This is a genomic window from Moraxella sp. CTOTU49097 (assembly GCF_032064105.1).
In the GTDB taxonomy this organism is placed as follows: domain Bacteria; phylum Pseudomonadota; class Gammaproteobacteria; order Pseudomonadales; family Moraxellaceae; genus Faucicola; species Faucicola osloensis_B.
On sequence record NZ_DAMBOA010000007.1, the window covers coordinates 23,584 to 42,785 of the forward strand.

Genomic DNA, 19,202 nt, shown 5'->3' on the forward strand with positions numbered 1-19,202 from the left:
AAAACTCACAGGTTTACCTAATAGATTTTTAGCCATTTTTTACCGATGATTTACTGCACTAAATTACTGATTTTTTTGACAACTATCGGTATGATAGAGGCTCCTTGGTTGTTGAAAATGTTGTAATTATTGATATGGAATGCATCTGTTTGTGGAATCGTAAAGCGACTGGCGCCCGATGGCGGTTAGGGGCGATGGCAGTGTCATTGATAGGGTCGATGTCCCTCAGCCCAGCCGCGATGGCAAAAGATTTGTGGGAATTGTATAGCGCAGCCCAGCGTACCAATGGCAACTGGGCAGGGCAGCAATATGACTATTTGGCAACGCAAAAAAATGTGCAGCTGGCGTTTGGCGATATGCTGCCGCAAGTGGGACTACAAGGCAGTGTCAAACGTAATCAGTTTTATCCCAAAGACGATAACATCCCTGATACGGGCAATACCGCAAGCCAAGTCGGTATCGGACTGCGCCAAGCCTTGTTTCGTGCTGATAAATGGGCAAACTATGAAAAAGCCGTGCTCGCCAGTCAAGCCAATGACATCCAGCTATTACAGCAGCATCAGCAACTAATCGAGCAAATCAGCAAAGCCTATCTCAATGTATTGCGCGCTGAAGCGATGACAGATAGCCTTAATGCCGAGTTCACTGCACTCAAAGCACAAAATGACATGATGCAAGCGAGACTCGCGCAAGGGGTAGCGGCGCGGGTAGATACCGAAGAGAGCCGTGCAAGGCTTGAAAGCGTCAGCGCCTCTATTGCCAACAATGACGTGGCAATCGTGAATGCCAAACAGCAGTTATCACTGCTCACCGGTCAACCAATCAATCAGCTAGACAGTATCAAATTACCGCCTGATTTGAATCTGGTGGCAAGTCAAAGTATCGAAAACTGGATGCAGCAGTCACAAAATAATAATCTTGATATTCAGCTAGCACAAACCCAAGTGGCGATTGCCAACAAACAAGTCGATTATCTCAAAGCCAATATCTATCCCCGTGTCGATTTGGTAGGCAATGTGGGGTGGCAAGATTATACCCATAATAACCAAAGCGCTATTGATGGCACCAATTATAGCTTTGGGGTAGAAGTGGATTTTCCGTTTTATACCGGTAGGCGGACACGCGCAGGCGTTGAGCAAGGAAATCTGCAAGCACAAGCGGCAAAAAGTCGCCTCGCCTATGTGTACCAAGCCGCCATGACTCAGACTAGCCAAGCGTATCTAAATTTGGTCGCACAGCGTGCCACGATTAAAGCCCAGCAAGTTGCGGTGGATGCCAATCGCCGCGTCGCCCAAGCGTCAAAAACAGGCTATGATTTGGGGGTGCGCTCGATGGTAGATACACTACTGGCAGAGCGCCAATATCACGCTGCCAAACGCGATTTGATTAATGCGTATTTTGATTATCTAAATGCCTACATTGACCTACAAAAAGCTACGGGCAATCTGACCGATGAGACGGTCAAAGTGTTAGATAATCAGCTGATTTGATGCTCTTTTTTGGCAAAGTTTTAAGCTAAAAAACCCCGCCAATCGGCAGGGTTAATTTGCGTAGTACAGTTAAACAGATGACTATTTAACTTTCGTCCATTCTTTACGAACCGCAGCTTTGGTGCCGGCAGGTAGCGGAACGTAGTCGAGTGCAGTTGCTTGTGCATTGCCGTTAGTAAATGCCCAGTCAAAGAATTTAAGCGCTTCTTTGGCTTTTGCACCGCCTGTACGAGGTACGAGGATGAAAGTTGCTGCAGAGATTGGCCATGCGTTGGCTGCTGGCATGTTAGTGATAGTCACTGCAAAACCAGGATATTGTGCCCAGTTAATGTTTGATGCGGCTGCAAACGTTGAATCGTCTGGTAGTACAAATTTACCGGCGCGGTTTTGAAGTTGGGTATAAGCTAAACGGTTTTGTTTTGCGTAAGCATACTCAACATAACCGATGGAGTTTGCAACACGTTGTACGTTGCTTGATACGCCTTCGTTACCTTTACCACCCACGCTTGCTGAAGCATTAGGCCATTTAACGGTTTTGTCCGCGCCTACTTTTGATTTCCAATCGCTTGATACTTGGCTTAGGTAGTTAGTAAATACGAAAGTGGTACCTGAACCGTCTGAGCGATTAACAGTGGTAATCTTAGCGGCAGGTAGGGCAACGCCTGGGTTTAATGCTTGGATACGTGCATCGTTCCAAGTAGTGATTTTGCCCATATAGATGTCAGCAAGGACGGCGCCCGATAGTTTTAATTGACCTGGTTTGACGCCAGCGATGTTGACCACAGGTACGATACCGCCAATGACTGCGGGGAATTGGATTAAGCCGCTGGCATTTAGTTCTGCTGGGCTCATGGGCGCATCAGTGGCACCAAAATCAACCGTTTTTGCTTGGATTTGTTTGATACCGCCTGAAGAGCCGATACCTTGGTAGTTTACTTGGTTGCCTGTTGCTTTTTGATAATCGCTTGCCCATTTTGAGTAAACAGGTTGTGGGAAGGTTGCACCTGCACCTGTGATGTTGACAGCATTGGCTTGTACGCCTACAGCAGCGAATGCCACACTGACGATTAAATGTGATAGTTTCATAATAATTCCTTGATGGACAAATAAGATAATTGTCAGGGAAGATAGTAAATTAGCTTAGGGCGTCGCCAACCAATATGTCGCGTTTTAAATCACCCAACGCTGAAAAATTGTTGCCATGTTAATGTAACAAAATGTCAAATCTGTTACGGTTATGTTAAAGTTTGATGACATTGAAATCTTTGTTAGGTTTTTTGTTTGGTTTATATGATGCGATATCAGCGAATAGTCGCGCTGTTTTTCATCATTTTGTCGTAATTTTTAGTTATAGTTAGCTTTTCTTTAACGGCTTTTTTAATCACAATTTTGCACAGTCCATGAGTCACAATCCATGAGTTAGGAAGGGAAATATGAATTTAATTGGTGAGCATTTATCAAAAAGTTATGACCAGGATTTACAAAACTTGGTCAATTTGTTTTTAAAAATGGGTGGCATGGCAGAAGCCAATCTCACCAAAGCAATTGAATCTTTGGTAAAAAGTGATGTGGCGCTTGCCGAAGATGTCATTGATGGTGACAAAGAAATCAACTTTACTGAGCAGCAGCTTGATGATTTGGTGGTCAAAGTATTGGCACGTCGTCAACCTGCTGCCACCGACTTACGCCTAATCATGGCAGTGAGCAAATGCGGCGCTGACATTGAACGTATTGGTGATGAAGCCAAAAAAATCGCCAAGATGGCGCGCCGTGCCACCCGTGAAGGTCAATCACCGATTGGGTATCATGAAGCGCATCAAATGGGTAATTTTGTGCAGATGATGCTAAAAAATGCACTAGAAGCTTTCGCCAAGTTTGATGCAACAGGCGCTTACCAAGTGATAGAGCAGGATAATGAAATTGATGCGATGTACAAATCCGCGTCACGTGCGATGATGACCTACATCATGGAAGATGGTCGCTATGTAGCAAAAGTCATTGATATTTTATGGGTGCTGCGTTCGATAGAGCGTATTGGTGCGCATGCGCGTAATATCGCTGAGCAATTGATTTTTTGTATTACCGGTGAAGATGTGCGTTATCAAAAACTGGGTGCCAAAAAGGACAGCGCGCTGAATCCGGCGGCTAGCCATGAAATCGCCGATGCCTCACTAGATTATCAACCGAGCAATGGCGAAAACTAACGTTTTTTAGTCAAACCTGCTTTTAACCTGAATTGGTTGTCAGGGTTAGGTTATTTTAATGGACGGTTGCATGGTATTTTTAGGTGATTCTGCTACACTGTAGCCTATTAACTTTGGTGAAAAAACGATAGGAAACACCATGTCTAGCGAATCACTTAACACTCCAATCCCCACATCCACTGGGGAAAATATTACCCAAAAATCGTTACTTATTTTTGACTTGGACGGTACGTTGATTGATAGCGTCCCAGATTTGGCGGACGCCGTCAATGCGATGCTAACTACGCTTGGCAAAGCCAACTTTAGCGAAGATGTCATCCGCAACTGGGTGGGCAATGGCGGCAAAGTACTGGTGCAACGTGCTTTATCAGGCTCACAAACCATTGACCCCAATCTCACTGAAAACGATACCAATCAGGCGCTTGCCCTGTTTTTTGACTACTACCATCAAAACACCTGCGTCAGAACCCAGCCCTATGCAGGGGTGAGCGAAGGGCTGCGTCAGCTTAAAGAGCAAGGCTATACCCTCGCTATCGCCACCAATAAACCCATTGATTTTGTTCCTGCGATTGTAGAAAAATTGGGTTGGCAAGACCTTTTTGCTTATATTTTGGGTGGTGATAGCTTGCCTGCCAAAAAACCCGACCCGATGCCGCTACTGCATGTCTGTGACCAATTAGGCTTTAGCATCGCTCAAAGCTATATGATTGGGGATTCCAAAAACGATATTTTGGCAGGGCAAAATGCGGGCATGGATACGCTTGGATTGTCATACGGCTATAACTATGGGCAGGATATTCGTGATTATCATCCGACCCAAACCTTTGATGACTTTGCCACGCTGACTGAGTTTTTGAGTCATGCACGAGTTTAACTATCATCTCAACTTTGATACGCTGAATTTTCGCGAACACCCAGCGTTGTATCGGGTGGGGCGCGGTGAGCAAGGGGTGTTATTGGTGGAGCCGTATAAATCCGAGATTTTGCCGCATTGGCGATTTGCTACGCCAGAACTTGCGCGTGAGAGCAGCAATACCATCTATGCGATGTTTTTGGACTACCTTGCTAAAGGGGATTTTGTCGGTGCTGATATGGCGCGTAAATTTATCCAAATGGGTTATACGCGCTCACGGCGTTATGCCAATCACAAAGGGGGCAAAAAATATGACGGCGCTGTCCCTGACGCTAAAAAAGGACAAAGTGGCGCGCATGGGCGTGAGCAATTGCCGCAGCAATCACAACAGCTTGACTCTGCCCAAATAAAAGCCCAATCCGCGCAAATTTTTAAGCAAAAATGGGATGAATGCCGCGCCAATGCGGACTACAAAGCGCTAAAAAAACAGTTTGAAGCCAAATACGTCAACCACACCCAATACGATAACCTGCCGCCCACATTTTTTCGCGAGCATCCGTTTTTATAGCCTTGCTATATCTTGCTCTATGATGAGTTAGCACGAAAATTAGGCATTCGTTAATTGGCTGCGATAACTTAATGCCTCAGTTAAATGCGCGGTTTGGATTGCTTCACTGCCTGCTAAGTCCGCAATCGTGCGGGCGACGCGAAGGACGCGATGATAACCGCGCGCGGATAGATTCAGCCGACTTTGTGCCATTGCCAAAATACGACTTTCTGCATCGCCAAGCGGCGCAAATTGGTCAAGTTCACTGGGGGAGAGTTCATTATTGGCTTTGCCCTGTCTGGCTTGCTGACGCTGATAGGCTTGTATCACCCGCTCACGCACTGCCGCAGAAGATTCACCCCTCTGTGCTGACTGCAAATCACTGGCAGGCAGGGCAGGCACGGTAATATGCAAATCAATACGGTCTAGCAAAGGTCCTGATAGCTTTTCTTGATAGCGTTTGATTTGCTCAGGTCGGCACTGGCAGCGACCTGATTTATCCCCATAGTAGCCACAGGGGCAGGGATTCATCGCTGCTACCAGCTGAAAATTGGCGGGAAAGCGTACTTGAGAGTTGGCACGGCTGATGACAATTTCTTTGTTCTCGATGGGCTGTCTGAGTACCTCAAGCACCTTGCGATCAAACTCTGGAATCTCATCCAAAAATAACACACCCCGATTGGCGAGGGTGATTTCACCGGGTTTGGGCGACGAGCCGCCGCCCACGAGCGCCACTGCTGAAGTAGTATGATGGACTTGGCGAAAAGGGCGTGTGCCGTAGTCATAATCACTGTTGGCAATCGAATAGATACTGGCAACTTCAAGCGCTTCATGGTCGTTGAGCGGTGGCAAAATGGTGGGTAGGCGAGATGCCATCAAGGTTTTGCCTGTCCCCGGTGAGCCACAAAATAGTAGCGAATGCCCGCCTGCTGCCGCAATCTCTAGCGCACGTCTGGCTTGGTGTTGTCCTTTGACATCGGCTAAATCAAGCATGTAACTGGCTGATTGGTAAGATGCCTTGTGCTCGGCTTGGCTAAGTGGTTGCTCATTCATCAAGTGTTGGCACACCGCTTTAAGGGTATCGGCTTGCAACACCTTCACGCCATCGACTTTGACCGCTTCATCGGCATTGTCTTTGGGAACAATCAAGGTTCGCTGCTCCGCCTTGAGTGCGCGTGATACTGCCAACGCCCCAGCAATGCCTCGTAAATCGCCATTGAGCGCCAATTCGCCAATAAACTCGTACTGCGCAAGCACCGTTTCATCAATTTGACCACTCGCTGCCAAGATGCCTATGGCAATGGGCAAATCAAGCCGTGCGCCATCTTTGGGTAAATCCGCGGGCGCAAGGTTGATAGTTAATCTGCGATTGGGAAATTGAAAACCCGAGTTGATAATGGCAGAGCGCACCCTATCTTTACTCTCGCGTACCGCTGCTTCGGGTAATCCGACCATGGTCACAGCTGGCAATCCTTGAGATAGATGTACTTCAACCATCACGCTTGGCGCGTTTAAACCCACCACCGAGCGTGTATATACTTGAGCAAACGACATTTTTAAAATCCTTTTCCAACCACTTGGCGGCTACCTTGACATACAGCAGGCAGTTTTTTTATGGCAGCAACTAGACAATTTTTGATAAAAACGGCTAAATCATAGCATAATTCATCTGCTTTCTCATCATCGGCTATCTATGATGACTATGTTATAATCACAACCAATATTCCGAGAATTTTACGCTACACGCTATACGAGACTATTATGACAGACCAAACTCGCCCTTTATCTGACAGCGAACTGCCCACCTTTGATCGTCCTGTCGAAATCATCGAAAATCCGTATGCCAATGCCAATCGTAGCTACACGACCCAAACCCATTTGTTTAATGAAGCTATCATCAATAAATACAACCGCTCAGGTCCCCGTTATACCTCGTACCCAACCGCGCTAGAATTTACCCCGATTACTGACGGCATGGAAGCCCGCGTTTTGGCAGAAAAAGACCCACGGGTGCCAGTGTCTTTGTATTTTCATATCCCGTTTTGTCGCCATCTGTGCTATTACTGCGGCTGCAATAAAATCATCACCAAGAAAAACAGTGATTCAGGCGACTATTTAGCGTATCTTTTTGCCGAAATTCGGCATAAACGCAGCTTGATGCAAGGGGACCCTATCGTCGAACAAGTACATTTTGGCGGGGGCACACCCACCTTTTTGACTGATGATGAGTTGGTCAAATTGTGGAACTTTTTGCAAACCCAGTTTACTTTTAGCGATAAACCTACCGCTGATTATTCGATTGAAATTGACCCGCGAGAATTGCGTCCGACCACGCTTGAGATATTGCGTGGACTTGGGTTTAATCGGGTGAGTTTTGGTGTGCAGGATTTGCAAGAAAAAGTACAAATTGCCGTCAATCGCGTGCAGTCAGAAGAAATGATTCAAGGCGTGATGACGGAAGCTCGCCGCCTTGGGTTTCATTCTATTAATATTGACTTGATTTATGGGTTACCGCACCAAACGGTGGATAGCATGCGCAATACGGTTGAGCGCATCATCGATATATCGCCAGACCGTCTGTCTGTTTTTAACTATGCCCATTTGCCAGAGCGATTTAAAGGTCAGCGTCAAATCAATGAAGCGGATTTGCCAAGCCCTGCCGACAAACTGACCATGCTCGGTAATACCATCCATGCACTGACTGACGCAGGCTATCAATATATCGGCATTGACCACTTTGCCAAGCCTGATGATGAGCTGGCGATTGCGCAACGTGAGGGCAAATTGCACCGCAATTTTCAAGGGTATACCACGCATGGTAATTGTGATTTACTGGGGTTTGGGGTGTCGTCGATTAGCCAGATTGGTCTTCATATTTTGCAAAATCCAACGGATTTGAATGATTATCAAAATCTCATCAATGCGGGAAAATTGCCTGCGGTGAAGGTGATTTCTGCGCGCTTGCCTGACTTGCTGCGCCGTTATGTGATTATGAATCTGCTATGCCATGATTATATTGATTTTAAAGATGTGAATGCGCGCTTTAGTATTGACCCGATGACCTATTTTATTGATGAAATCCGCCAACTGGGCGAGATGCAAGCGGATAAACTCGTTGATATGGATGCCAAAGGCATTCGGGTGTTACCAAAAGGGCGACTGCTTGGACGTAATGTGGCGATGGTGTTTGATACTTATTTGGCGAGTAAAGAAGGCAATCGCTTTAGTAAGGTGATTTGATTTTAAAGAGAATGGTTATGAAAAAATTTTTGTTCGTTGCCTTATTATCGCTCAGTAATGTTGCGACGGCTGAAAATATTCCAAAAGCCTTTCAAGGAAAGTGGGTCGGCACTTGGCAAAGCCACATCAAGTCCAATGAAGTTAAAGCCTATTGTCAATTAAATGACTTTGACCACGTTTTAACGTTATCAATCAATAAAAATACCATGCAAATGAATTACTGGGAAGCAAGCGAAACAGTCAGTAATTTTAAATTTAGCCAAGTGAAACCTAACTATTTTTTAGGAACAGCAAAATTTGTACAGAGTGGATTTCTAACCGATGATGACGGTAACTTAATCGATAAAGATATTGTACTCAACCGTAAAGTTGAATTTATGCTAAAAAAGGGTGAGTTGATTGAGCTATATCGAGATGACCAAAACGATACAGGCAAATCCATTTGGTATAAACGCTACTGGAAAAAATGTAATTAGTGTTAATTTTAGGAAATGAAATGACCCATAAAATCCCCACCGACTTACTCAAAAAATCTGCCCACTGGCGCGAAGACATCCAGTTCACCCAAGACGTACTCGGCAAGCCGTTTCACTTTACCAGCACTTGGGGAATTTTCTCGCCCGAAAAACTCGATGAGGGCAGCCTTATGCTGCTTGACTATATCGAGTTCAAAGACGATGACCACTCAATCGACCTAGGCTGTGGCTATGGTGTACTAGGGATGACTGCCGCCCGTGAATGTCCAAACGGACAGCACCTGCTCATCGACAAAGACTTTGTGGCGGTGGAATATGCCAAACTTAACTGCCAAAAAAACCATTTAAATAATGCCCAAGTTCAGCTATCCAATGGCTTTCGTGATGTTGAAAAAGACAAAAAATTTAGCCTAGTGATGAGTAACTTACCTGCCAAAGCCAGTAAAGAGCAGCATTATCTGTATTTGCTCGATGCCTACAATGCGATGGAAAGTGGCGCACGGTTTTACGTGGTGACCATCAACGGCTTGCGGGACTTTATGAAACGCTCATTTGCTGAAGTTTTTGGTAATTCGGATAAAATCAAGCAAGGTAAAACTTATACCATTACCTTAGCAATCAAAGACTAACGCCCTTCAGCTAAATTCTGACCGTTTGGGTTTTTGATTTACTGTAGGCTCGTAACCGAATGTACAGGGTCTTGGTGACGGTGGCGACCACTTCATTTTGGTCGTCAACCACCTGTACCTCATAGTTGCGGAACACCGCTTTACCATCCTTTGCTAAGGCTTTTATGGAATCGATTTCGGTGTCATCAAGGTGAAAATCGGCAAACACATCGCTTTTGCCCGCTTTAACAAAATCAATGCTCGCCGACTTGTCCCATACCACGTACTCATTGCCCAGCGCTTGCATCAACAAAATCATCAAAAATGGGTCGGTCATCGAATACAAACTGCCCCCAAACTGGGTGCCGACGATGTTTTGATTGAGTTTGTTTAAGGGTAAACGCACGCGAATATGGTGGTTGATAAAATCAAGGCTTTCAACACGGATACCTGCCCCAAAATATGGCGGATAAAAGTTAAAAAACTGCTTTAAAAGCTTGGGGTTATGAAACGGATTAAAGTAATCTTTGGCTTGAGATTGAAAGGTTTGGCTTAGCTTGGATAAATTGGATAGCTTAGATAACATGGCAGACTCGTTTTTAACATGAAAAAAAGTAGTGGACAACACGCCATTGGCAAGGCAACAATGCTATTGTATGATGGATACCACTGATAGCAAAGCGTGACAAAATAATGGCAAAAGGTAAAGCAAAAAATAACGAAGATGAAGCATTCTGGGAGGCGATTTTGGCGGAAAAAGCGCCATCGCCACCGTGTGAATTGTGTGGACGTGATGAAGTTGAACTAACCCAGCATCATCTGATTCCCAAATCCCGCCACGACAAAGCCCGTACCAAACGCGAATTTAGCCGTGATGAAATGAAAAACGACATCGCCATGCTGTGTCCTGCTTGTCATGCACAAGTGCATGAAGTGTTTAGCAACCAAGAATTATCCAGCTACTACCATACGGTTGAGCGGCTAAAAGAACATACCGAGATGCAAAAATTTATCAATTGGGTAAAAAAACGCCCCGCTGGGCAAACTATTCGTGTCAAAAGTGGGGGTTCAGATTAAGATAATAACCACTTTTTAACCAGCTTGGTATAGCGCGGCATCACCACATACACCATCATAAACACCACCAGTCCGGTGATAATCAGTTTGGCAAGTAACGGTGTAGGGTGAACATTTAAAGCGTTAACAACTTGTTCGTACAGCCAAAAAATTACCGTGACTAGGGGAAAAATCGCTGACCAAGTCAGTAAAAACTGTTTCCAAGGTTTTGGCGTGGGTGGGGGCGAAACGTTGACCAAGTGTGGGTTTTGTGTCGGCAGTGGCTGAAATAAAAATTCTAACCCGCTTTGCACGTGATAGTTGTCATCATCTAGCAAATAAGGTTTGACCTCATCAATCAACTGGCGGCGTTCAGATGACGCCAGCCATGTGTGCAAATGCTCAGCCGTATCAAATCGCAAAATCACGGTAAAGGTTTGGGTCTTGCCCGCTATCGGGGTGATGACATGGCGATCAATAAACCCTGCAAACGGCTTTGAAAGCGTATCAACCTTTTCGAGCCACATTTGATAATGCACATGGTGCTCAGGCTTGACCCGATGACTAATGATTGCCGTCGCGCCTTGGTGGACAGAATGTAATGCGTTCGCGGTCGACGACATAAATTTTGCCTTGATAAATTGAGTTAATTGTAAAATTGCGATTCAGAAATTCTAACTAGTTTATGTTTATAATTTCTCTGACAGTATATCTATTTCATCAAATATTGGCAGTAAATTTACAGTCATCATATAGCTACCATAGTCAATAAAGGTAAGTTTATTGATGTTATCTTTTTCAAACCATAAAGCTTCGCATTCATCACATAAAAAAGCTTCTTTTGACAATTTTTTTTATCCAGACTTTAAGTATTTTACTTTGCTCACAGCGCGGACATAACATCCTTTAAATTTCCATAAGTCATAAAGTCGATAAAGTTTAATGTTCAATGCAAAAGTATAGTTACTTTAAAGATTGAAAAGTGATTGAATTAACTTAATATAGTATAAAAATCGTGAAATAGTAAACAAGCAATGCCCAAAAACAAAACGCCCACTATCGACCCTGCAACCATTGAAATTGCTGCAGCGACTGCCGACCGCAAAGCGCGATTGGATCACTTGATTAAGCGCCTGCCCAACTTGCCAGGCGTGTATAAAATGCTGGGCAAAAATGGCGACATCATCTATGTGGGCAAAGCCAAATCGCTCAAAAGCCGCGTCAATAGCTACTTTGCCAAAACCATCGACCACCCCAAAACGCGGGCGCTGGTGCAACGTATCGACAACATCGAAACCATCATAACCCGCTCTGAGACCGAAGCGCTGCTGCTTGAGCAAAACCTCATCAAGCTACATCGCCCGCCCTACAACGTGCTACTGCGTGATGATAAATCCTATCTGTACGTATTTATCTCAGCCGATAAACCTTATCCAAGACTGGCCTATGGGCGCGGCAAAGGGCAACACCAAAAAGGCAGATTTTTTGGACCTTTTCCTTCGGCGCATGCTGCCAAGCAAACCTTATTAATGATGCAAAAAATGTTTATGGTGCGCCAATGTACCAATACATTTTTTGCCCAGCGTCAGCGCCCTTGCCTAGAGTACCAAATCAAACGCTGTAAAGCGCCGTGTGTCGGACTGGTATCGCCCGAAGAGTATGCCGATGACGTCAACAACACCATTCGATTTTTAAAAGGTGAAGGCACGGATTTGCAAGTCAAATTGGTGGGTAAAATGGAGCAAGCGGCTGAAGACATGAACTTTGAGCAAGCCGCCTTGTATCGCGACCAACTGTCGATGCTACGCGAAGTACAAGCCAAGCAAGCGGTATATACGGTCAAAGGTGAAGCCGATATCATCGCCATCGCCAGTCAAGCGGGCATTACCTGTGTGCATGTCATGAATGTGCGTAATGGGCAGGTTTTGGGTGGCAACAACTATTTTCCTGATGTGGATAGCGAAAACGACATAGCGGATAACTTGTCTGAGTTTGTCAGCTCGTTTTATTTTCAAGTCAGTGATGATTTGCCCGAAGAGCTGATTATAAGTCATGAGTTGCCCGACCAAACCGCGATGACAGAAGCTTTAACTGAAACCTTTGGCAAAAAAGTGACGATAAAAACCAAAGTTCGTGAGCAGCGCAATGAATGGCTCACCCTTGCCCAAATGAATGCCAACAACGCCCTGCAAACCAAATTGGGCGATTATTTGGAAGTTAAATCTCGCTTTAACTCACTCAATGCGGTATTAAAAGAGTCGCTGCAAGGCAAATCGCTCGACCGTATCGAATGTTTTGATATCTCGCACACTATGGGTGAAGCCACCATCGCCAGCTGTGTGGTCGCTGACCAAGGCGGACTGCGCAAACGCGACTATCGCCAATATGCCATTCATGGCATCACGGGTGGTGATGACTATGCCGCCATGAAGCAAGTATTAAACCGCCGCTATAGCAAACAGCCGCTGCCCGATTTATTGCTGATTGATGGCGGTAAGGGGCAGCTTAATATGGCAAAAGACGTACTGAGCGAGCTGGGGATTTTATCCCAAACCTTGCTCGTCGGGGTGGCAAAAGGCGAAGGTCGCAAGGCTGGGCTTGAGGTACTGCATTTTATTGACCGTGAGCCACTCGATTTGCCAGCTGATAGCAAGGCACTGCATTTGATTATGCATATTCGCGATGAAGCACACCGCTTTGCCATTACCGCTCACCGCAAAAAACGCGATAAACGCCGCTCAAGCTCAGTGCTAGAAGCCATTCCTGGGTTGGGGGAAAAACGCCGCCGAGAGTTGCTCAATCATTTTGGCGGCTTGCAGCAGCTGCTTGGTGCGTCACAAGATGAAATTGGGCAAGTAAATGGCATTGGCAAGGTGATGGCCAATACCATTTATAAAGTGTTGCATGGCTGATATTAAATTTTTAGCCGTTTTGGATGAAACGGGTAGTTAACAATGATAATGACATGGCATTGTAAAAATGGCAGAAATTTTTTTTAAATCAATCGCAGCGGCGGATAGCGATATCTGCATGCACTGTGGCGCATGTTGCGCTAACTATCGGGTGTCTTTTTATTGGGCAGAAGGCGAGACACTCGGTATCCCCGAGGAGATGACGGTCAAAGTCAATGATTTTTATAGCTGTATGAAAGGTACCGAAACAAAGCCGGTCAGATGTATTGCATTAGCGGGCGAAGTCGGTAACTTGGTGGCTTGCCAAATCTATCATAAACGCTCAAGCACTTGCCAATCGGTACAAGTCGGTGACGAGCAATGTATCAAAGCCCGTCATCACTATGGGTTATCTAACGATATCTTTAGTCAAGTGCGTGCTTAATGGCTTTGATGGCTTTGTGATAAACGAACAGTCAGCTGTTTTTCCACTTCGGTTTTGAGCCATTGATTCAAATCCTCATTCATCAGCGTCATTGATTCGAGCAAATAGTTGTCGATATAGCCTTGTAGCTGTTTGACGATATCTTGTTTGATTTGTTCAATAGCGGGCGTGGTGGCGATAGATGGGTTGGCAATATCAACAAGTGGGTCAGTAACGCTCGTTTCTTGGGTCATCACGGCCGCTGTTGGGTCATGAGCTAACGACTCAGCAATGTTATCGGCAGTATCAGTGTGATCAATAGCATAGACCATCTCACTGCGATGGCGCTCAATCGTGACATCGCTGGTTGCGGTATCCGTGGATTGAGTTTGTTCATCTGGCTCGTGATTTGCACCCTCGATTGAGCCAGTTGATAGTTGCGTCGCTGGTTGGGGTGGGTTTGCCTGTTTTGCCAGATGCGCTTGTTTGGCAATGGCGCGTTCTTGCTCCAGCGCCGCAATGGCTGCGTCATCTTGTGCTTGGCGTTCGCGTTGTAGACGTTCTTCTTGCGCTTGGCGTTCTTTTTCGTTTTCTTGTGTTAACTGTATTTGTTCAAGATGCTGTTGTTCAAGTCGTTGTTGCTCAAGGCGCTCTTTTTCCAAGCGCTCGGTTTCTAGGCGTTCTTGTTCTAGCCTGTGTTGTTCCAATCTTTCTTGTTCTAGGCGTTGTTCTTCAAGCTCGCGCTCACGTGCTTGCGCTTGTAATTTTTCTTGGTGGTCACGCTCGATAGCCAGTAATTCCTCGACTTTATCATGCAGATTAGGCACGCTAAATTGATACTCATCAAGGTCGGTATCGGGGTAAAGCAAGGTAACGATATCATCGAGTTCTTGAATAATGGCGTGTTTGACAGGGGTAGGGGTGGCAAGCCAGCGCTTTGAAAATTGGTGGGAGAAGGCAAATCCTGACATGAATGGTGTCCAGCGTTAAGGATGAAATAGGATAGCTTCATTTAACGAAAAAACGGCTACAATTTCAATAGCCGTTTTCAAAATTCACACCCTTAAAATATTAATGCTATCATCGCTGTAATTACCATTTATCGTGACTGCCATTTGGCAAACAACAGCGAGCCATTGGTACCACCAAACCCAAAGCTGTTAGAAATCGCATGAGTTAAGTGGTTGACTTTACGGGCAGTATGCGGTACATAGTCAAGCTTGCACTCAGGGTCTTGATGATCCAAATTGATGGTCGGTGGCAATATTTGTTGTTGTAGCGCCTTAACGGTGAAAATCGCTTCGATACCGCCTGCAGCGCCCAGTAGATGACCGGTCATCGATTTGGTGGAACTTGCCACCATATTCTCACCAAAGATACCCGCAATCGCACGGCTCTCTGCCACATCACCCGCTGGGGTACTGGTGCCATGGGTATTGATGTAGCCAACGTCACTGGGTGCAATGCCAGCATCACTCAAGGCGTGGCGCATCGCCATAGCGGCACCTTCACCATTTTCCGGTGGCGCAGTGATGTGACTGGCATCATCACTCATGCCAAAGCCGACAAACTCTGCCAAAATCGTCGCACCGCGCGCTTTGGCATGGGCAAAGCTTTCCATTACTAACACGCCTGCCCCATCACCCAGCACAAAACCATCACGGTCTTTGTCAAATGGACGACTGGCTTTGGTAGGTGCATCGTTGCGCGTTGATAAGGCTTGCATTGCCGAGAAACCACCAATACCGAGCTGGCTTGAGGCTTTTTCACAGCCGCCCGCTACAATCACATCGGCATCGCCATACGCAATCAACCGTGCTGCCAAGCCAATCGCATGAGTCGCTGTGGTACAAGCGGTAGAAGTAGCAAGATTTAACCCTTTAATCCCATGACGAATCGCCACTTGCCCAGCTGCCATATTCACAATGGCTGAGGGCACAAAAAACGGCGAGATTTTACGCGGACCTTCGCTATTAAGTTTTACCGCTGTATCTTCAATGGTGGTGATACCGCCAATCCCTGAGCCGATAATCACCCCGATACGGTCAGGATCAACCTGCTGTACAGGCGCGGCTTGCAACTCACTGATAAAGCCTGCTTGCTTCAAGGCTTGTGCTGCTGCGGCAACGCCGTATTGTACAAAGGTGTCATACCGACGCGCGTCTTTGGCGTTCATGTACAAGCCGATATCAAACCCATCCACTGTGCCGGCGATTTGTGCGCGGTAGTCAGTGGCGTCAAAATGGCTAATCGCTTTGATACCGCTTTCGCCATTAATGAGCCGTTGCCAAGTGCTCTCTACATCCAGTCCTAGCGGGGTAATGGCTCCCATGCCTGTGATGACAATACGCTCATGGTCAGGGCGCTCGTCGTAGCGGGGCTTTTTTTGGCTAATTTTTGTAGTCATTTTATGCTCGAATTTTTGAATAATATTTTTTGAATAACATTTTATGAAAGTTTAGCAAAAATAGTGTACGAGTGTAAACACAATAACTTTAACGTCTTTAGGTTGATTGTATATAATCTTTAGCCCTTTGAACAACATTAGCCCTTACCCAAAGATGACCGAAGCCCAGTATAAAGGCTATAAGTTAAGTGTTATATGTCAGCGCTATAAGTAAGTGCTATCAATGTCATTGTCGATGTAAAAAACACGCGCCGTGTTAAAAACATACCTGTCCCAATACCACTTTTTTATTTGCCCCGGTGACACTGGGTAAGTTACTCGGTACGTTCAAAATCGTCTGCTGAGCCAGCCACGCAAACGCTACGGCTTCGACCCACAACGGCGACAACCCAATTTTATCAGTAGTTTGTATGCTCCAAGTGGCTAAATTATCTTGTAAACGGCTCATTAAATAGGCATTTAACGCCCCACCGCCACAGACAAACAACTCGCCTTGCGCACCAGCAGTGACGGACACAATGGCATCGCTGACGGATTTGGCGGTAAGCGCCACCAATGTCGCTTGTACATCGGCAGGTGAATACGCCAAATTGGGGAATTGCTGACCCAATTGTTCTAGCATAGCGTCAAGCCAAGCCAAATTAAACTCCTCTCGCCCGGTGCTTTTTGGGAACGGCTTGGCAAAAAATGGGTGGGTTAAAAGCAAATTTAATAATGGCTCAATCACTTGCCCCGATTTTCCCCAATCGCCATTGTAATCATAAGCTTGTTGGGTATGACGCTGGCACCAAGCATCAATGAGCAAATTTGCCACCCCTGTATCAAATCCAATCACATCATCGCTGCCATCAAGTACCGTAATATTGGCAATACCGCCTAAATTTAAAATCACTTTTGGCATGAATTTATCGGCATGATAAGGCGGTGTAGCAAACATGGCCTGGTGAAACGCAGGCACGAGTGGTGCGCCTTGTCCACCCACTGCCATATCACGGCGCCGAAAATCGCTCACCACCGCAATAGCAGTGCGCTCAGCGAGTACATTCGGGTCAAGCAGTTGTAAGCTAAATGACCACTGTGGACGATGACGCACGGTTTGCCCATGACAACCAATCGCGGTTACTTCATCAGGGGTCACCTGCGCTTTCTCGAGCAATTGATTGACCAAATTTGCGGCAAACTCAGCATAAAACACGCTCGCCCAACCGAATACATCCAGTTCGCTCTCGAACGCCAAATTCTCATCAGCGATGAGTTGTGCCACCCCGTTTGGTTGGGTGAGCGCTAACAACACGGCGCGTAAATCAGCGGGAAACGGCTCGCTCACCGTCGCCAAAATCTCGACAGGCTCATCATTGTCTTCATCAATCTCATAAAACTGGCACAGCACCGCATCGAGTCCGTCAAGGCTGGTGCCACCCATCATGCCAATCACATACGGCGAGTCGGCAAGTGGGTTTTCTTTGGTGGTCATCATATCATCCATGATGTCGGTAAAATGGCTAAAAAAACCTTCATCAAAAGGCAGGTTGGCAGGTAGTCCAGTCGGCAACGTTTGGCTCATAATTATTCTCGTTAGGGCTGTCAAAGTAGAGAGTGCCTTGATTATAGCATACTAAAAGCCTGCCTTATTTTATCTGCAAATTTGCTATAATGGCTAAACTTCACTTTTTTTCAGCCGTTTTAACCCGCGCTTTTTTCGAGGTAAGCATGACCGATTCTACTCATAGATTTTTACCAGCAGAAGAACAACTCAAACTCATCCAACGTGGTACGCACGAAATTATTTCGCAAGACGATTTAATTAAAAAACTCAAAGAAAACCGCCCACTGCGAGTCAAAGCAGGGTTTGACCCGACCGCACCCGATTTGCACTTGGGTCATACGGTTTTAATCAATAAACTCAAGCATTTTCAGGATTTGGGACACCAAGTGTTGTTTTTGATTGGGGATTACACCGCGCGCATTGGCGACCCAACGGGTAAAAATACCACTCGTCCGCCATTGTCTGAAGAAAAAATCTTGGAGAATGCCCAAACTTATAAAGAGCAAGTATTTAAAATCCTTGACCCCGCCAAAACCCAAGTGATGTTTAACTCTGACTGGTTTAGCAAAATGTCGGCAGGCGACATGATTGGTTTGGCAAGCCAGCAAACCGTGTCTCGTATGCTCGAGCGCGATGACTTCTCAAAACGCTATCACAGTCAAACGCCGATTTCGATTCACGAATTTTTGTACCCACTGGTGCAAGGTTATGACTCAGTCGCCATGCAAGCCGATGTTGAGCTAGGTGGTACTGACCAAACCTTTAACCTACTCATGGGTCGTACCCTGCAATCTCGCTACGGCCAAGTGCCACAAGTCTGTATCACCGTGCCGATTTTGGAAGGTTTAGACGGCGTACAAAAAATGAGCAAATCGCTTGGCAATTACATCGGTATTTACGACAGCGCAGGCTCAATGTACCAAAAAATCTTGTCCATGCCAGACACTTTGATTGCGCGTTATTTTGAGCTACTTAGCTTTAAACCCATGGATGAAGTCGAAGCCTTGCTAAAAGACATCGAAAACGGGCGCAATCCGCAAGAAGTCAAACGTATTTTGGCACTAGAGCTGATTGAGCGTTTCCATGACAAAGAAGCCGCCGAAAACGCTCACAAATCAGCGGGCAATCGCTTGGTAGATGGTGAGTTGCCATTGGATTTGCCAGAGGTGACGATTAGCCTTGATGGGCAAGCGCAGTTATTTATCACCCAAGTGTTAAACCAAGCCAATTTGGTAAAAAACTCAGCGCAAGCGAAAGACTTTTTGAAAAACCAATCGGTGAAAGTGGATGGGCAGGTGGTGGATGCAGGATTTGCCCTCAGTGCAGGACAAACGGTGGTGATTCAAGCAGGCAAAAAAGCGTATGCGAAAGTGACGGTTGAGTGATTTAATTTGTAATGTCTTTTAGGCAAAGTTAATGTTGATAGTAGGGTCTTATATAATTGCTAATAATTTTGCCTA

The 19,202-nt window shown here is 45.9% G+C and carries 18 protein-coding genes; 11 read left to right on the forward strand and 7 right to left on the reverse strand.

What is annotated here, in order from left to right; translation table 11 throughout:
• Positions 1-149: 149 nt before the first annotated feature.
• On the forward strand, positions 150-1,490 hold the full coding sequence (locus RT064_RS05975) for a TolC family protein (protein WP_313062405.1): 1,341 nt from the start codon (positions 150-152) through the stop codon (positions 1,488-1,490).
• A gap of 81 nt (positions 1,491-1,571) precedes the next feature.
• Here RT064_RS05975 and pstS read toward each other — a convergent pair whose 3' ends face one another.
• Positions 1,572-2,576: a phosphate ABC transporter substrate-binding protein PstS gene (pstS, locus tag RT064_RS05980; protein WP_224054732.1), complete on the reverse strand. Its 1,005-nt coding sequence runs from the start codon at positions 2,574-2,576 to the stop codon at positions 1,572-1,574.
• Between the two features lie 347 nt (positions 2,577-2,923).
• On the opposite strand from pstS, the gene phoU reads away from it, so the two are divergent.
• The 3 genes from phoU (at position 2,924) to RT064_RS05995 (ending at position 5,115) form a co-directional block, all read left to right on the forward strand.
• Positions 2,924-3,694: a phosphate signaling complex protein PhoU gene (gene phoU, locus RT064_RS05985; RefSeq protein WP_313062409.1), complete on the forward strand. Its 771-nt coding sequence runs from the start codon at positions 2,924-2,926 to the stop codon at positions 3,692-3,694.
• 139 nt (positions 3,695-3,833) lie between these two features.
• On the forward strand, positions 3,834-4,568 hold the full coding sequence (locus RT064_RS05990) for a phosphoglycolate phosphatase (RefSeq protein ID WP_313062410.1): 735 nt from the start codon (positions 3,834-3,836) through the stop codon (positions 4,566-4,568).
• On the forward strand, positions 4,555-5,115 hold the full coding sequence (locus RT064_RS05995) for a DUF4385 domain-containing protein (RefSeq protein ID WP_313062411.1): 561 nt from the start codon (positions 4,555-4,557) through the stop codon (positions 5,113-5,115). The genes RT064_RS05990 and RT064_RS05995 overlap by 14 nt, the downstream gene beginning before the upstream one ends.
• A gap of 39 nt (positions 5,116-5,154) precedes the next feature.
• Here the strand turns inward: RT064_RS05995 and RT064_RS06000 are convergent, their stop codons facing one another.
• Entirely contained in the window at positions 5,155-6,648 is a 1,494-nt protein-coding gene (locus tag RT064_RS06000; RefSeq protein ID WP_313062413.1) for a YifB family Mg chelatase-like AAA ATPase, read from the reverse strand.
• A gap of 207 nt (positions 6,649-6,855) precedes the next feature.
• On the opposite strand from RT064_RS06000, the gene hemN reads away from it, so the two are divergent.
• Genes hemN through RT064_RS06015 form a run of 3 tightly spaced genes read left to right on the forward strand, consistent with a single transcriptional unit; the run spans position 6,856 to position 9,439 of the window.
• The gene (gene hemN / locus RT064_RS06005) at positions 6,856-8,334 is read left to right on the forward strand and encodes an oxygen-independent coproporphyrinogen III oxidase (RefSeq protein WP_313062415.1); all 1,479 of its coding nucleotides are present in this window, start codon (positions 6,856-6,858) and stop codon (positions 8,332-8,334) included.
• Positions 8,335-8,351: 17 nt separating this feature from the next.
• Positions 8,352-8,810 (forward strand): hypothetical protein, encoded by a 459-nt coding sequence (locus tag RT064_RS06010; protein WP_313062418.1) that lies wholly within the window; start codon positions 8,352-8,354, stop codon positions 8,808-8,810.
• Positions 8,811-8,830: 20 nt separating this feature from the next.
• Positions 8,831-9,439 carry a class I SAM-dependent methyltransferase gene (locus RT064_RS06015; protein ID WP_313062419.1) on the forward strand — a complete coding sequence of 203 codons (609 nt, stop codon included), beginning with the start codon at positions 8,831-8,833 and terminating at the stop codon, positions 9,437-9,439.
• Positions 9,440-9,449: 10 nt separating this feature from the next.
• Here RT064_RS06015 and RT064_RS06020 read toward each other — a convergent pair whose 3' ends face one another.
• The gene (locus RT064_RS06020; protein ID WP_313062421.1) at positions 9,450-10,004 is read right to left on the reverse strand and encodes a DUF4442 domain-containing protein; all 555 of its coding nucleotides are present in this window, start codon (positions 10,002-10,004) and stop codon (positions 9,450-9,452) included.
• Between the two features lie 107 nt (positions 10,005-10,111).
• Here RT064_RS06020 and RT064_RS06025 point away from each other — a divergent pair, with 107 nt between their 5' ends.
• Entirely contained in the window at positions 10,112-10,495 is a 384-nt protein-coding gene (locus tag RT064_RS06025; RefSeq protein ID WP_144918576.1) for an HNH endonuclease, read from the forward strand.
• On the opposite strand, the gene RT064_RS06030 is transcribed toward RT064_RS06025, so the two are convergent.
• Positions 10,492-11,097 carry a putative antibiotic biosynthesis monooxygenase gene (locus RT064_RS06030; RefSeq protein ID WP_313062424.1) on the reverse strand — a complete coding sequence of 202 codons (606 nt, stop codon included), beginning with the start codon at positions 11,095-11,097 and terminating at the stop codon, positions 10,492-10,494. The genes RT064_RS06025 and RT064_RS06030 overlap by 4 nt on opposite strands.
• A 411-nt stretch (positions 11,098-11,508) precedes the next feature.
• Here RT064_RS06030 and uvrC point away from each other — a divergent pair, with 411 nt between their 5' ends.
• Entirely contained in the window at positions 11,509-13,386 is a 1,878-nt protein-coding gene (gene uvrC, locus RT064_RS06035; protein WP_313062425.1) for an excinuclease ABC subunit UvrC, read from the forward strand.
• 67 nt (positions 13,387-13,453) lie between these two features.
• Positions 13,454-13,810 (forward strand): YkgJ family cysteine cluster protein, encoded by a 357-nt coding sequence (locus tag RT064_RS06040; protein WP_313062427.1) that lies wholly within the window; start codon positions 13,454-13,456, stop codon positions 13,808-13,810.
• Here RT064_RS06040 and RT064_RS06045 read toward each other — a convergent pair.
• From RT064_RS06045 to RT064_RS06055, 3 genes are all read right to left on the reverse strand, one after another.
• Entirely contained in the window at positions 13,807-14,760 is a 954-nt protein-coding gene (locus RT064_RS06045) for a hypothetical protein (RefSeq protein WP_313062428.1), read from the reverse strand. The genes RT064_RS06040 and RT064_RS06045 overlap by 4 nt on opposite strands.
• 128 nt (positions 14,761-14,888) lie before the next feature.
• Entirely contained in the window at positions 14,889-16,196 is a 1,308-nt protein-coding gene (gene fabF, locus RT064_RS06050) for a beta-ketoacyl-ACP synthase II (RefSeq protein WP_313062431.1), read from the reverse strand.
• Between the two features lie 256 nt (positions 16,197-16,452).
• Entirely contained in the window at positions 16,453-17,682 is a 1,230-nt protein-coding gene (locus RT064_RS06055; protein WP_313062517.1) for an anhydro-N-acetylmuramic acid kinase, read from the reverse strand.
• Positions 17,683-17,906: 224 nt separating this feature from the next.
• Here RT064_RS06055 and tyrS point away from each other — a divergent pair, with 224 nt between their 5' ends.
• A complete protein-coding gene (tyrS, locus tag RT064_RS06060) occupies positions 17,907-19,127 on the forward strand; it encodes a tyrosine--tRNA ligase (RefSeq protein WP_313062433.1) in 1,221 nt (406 codons plus the stop codon).
• The last annotated feature ends 75 nt before the right edge of the window (positions 19,128-19,202 follow it).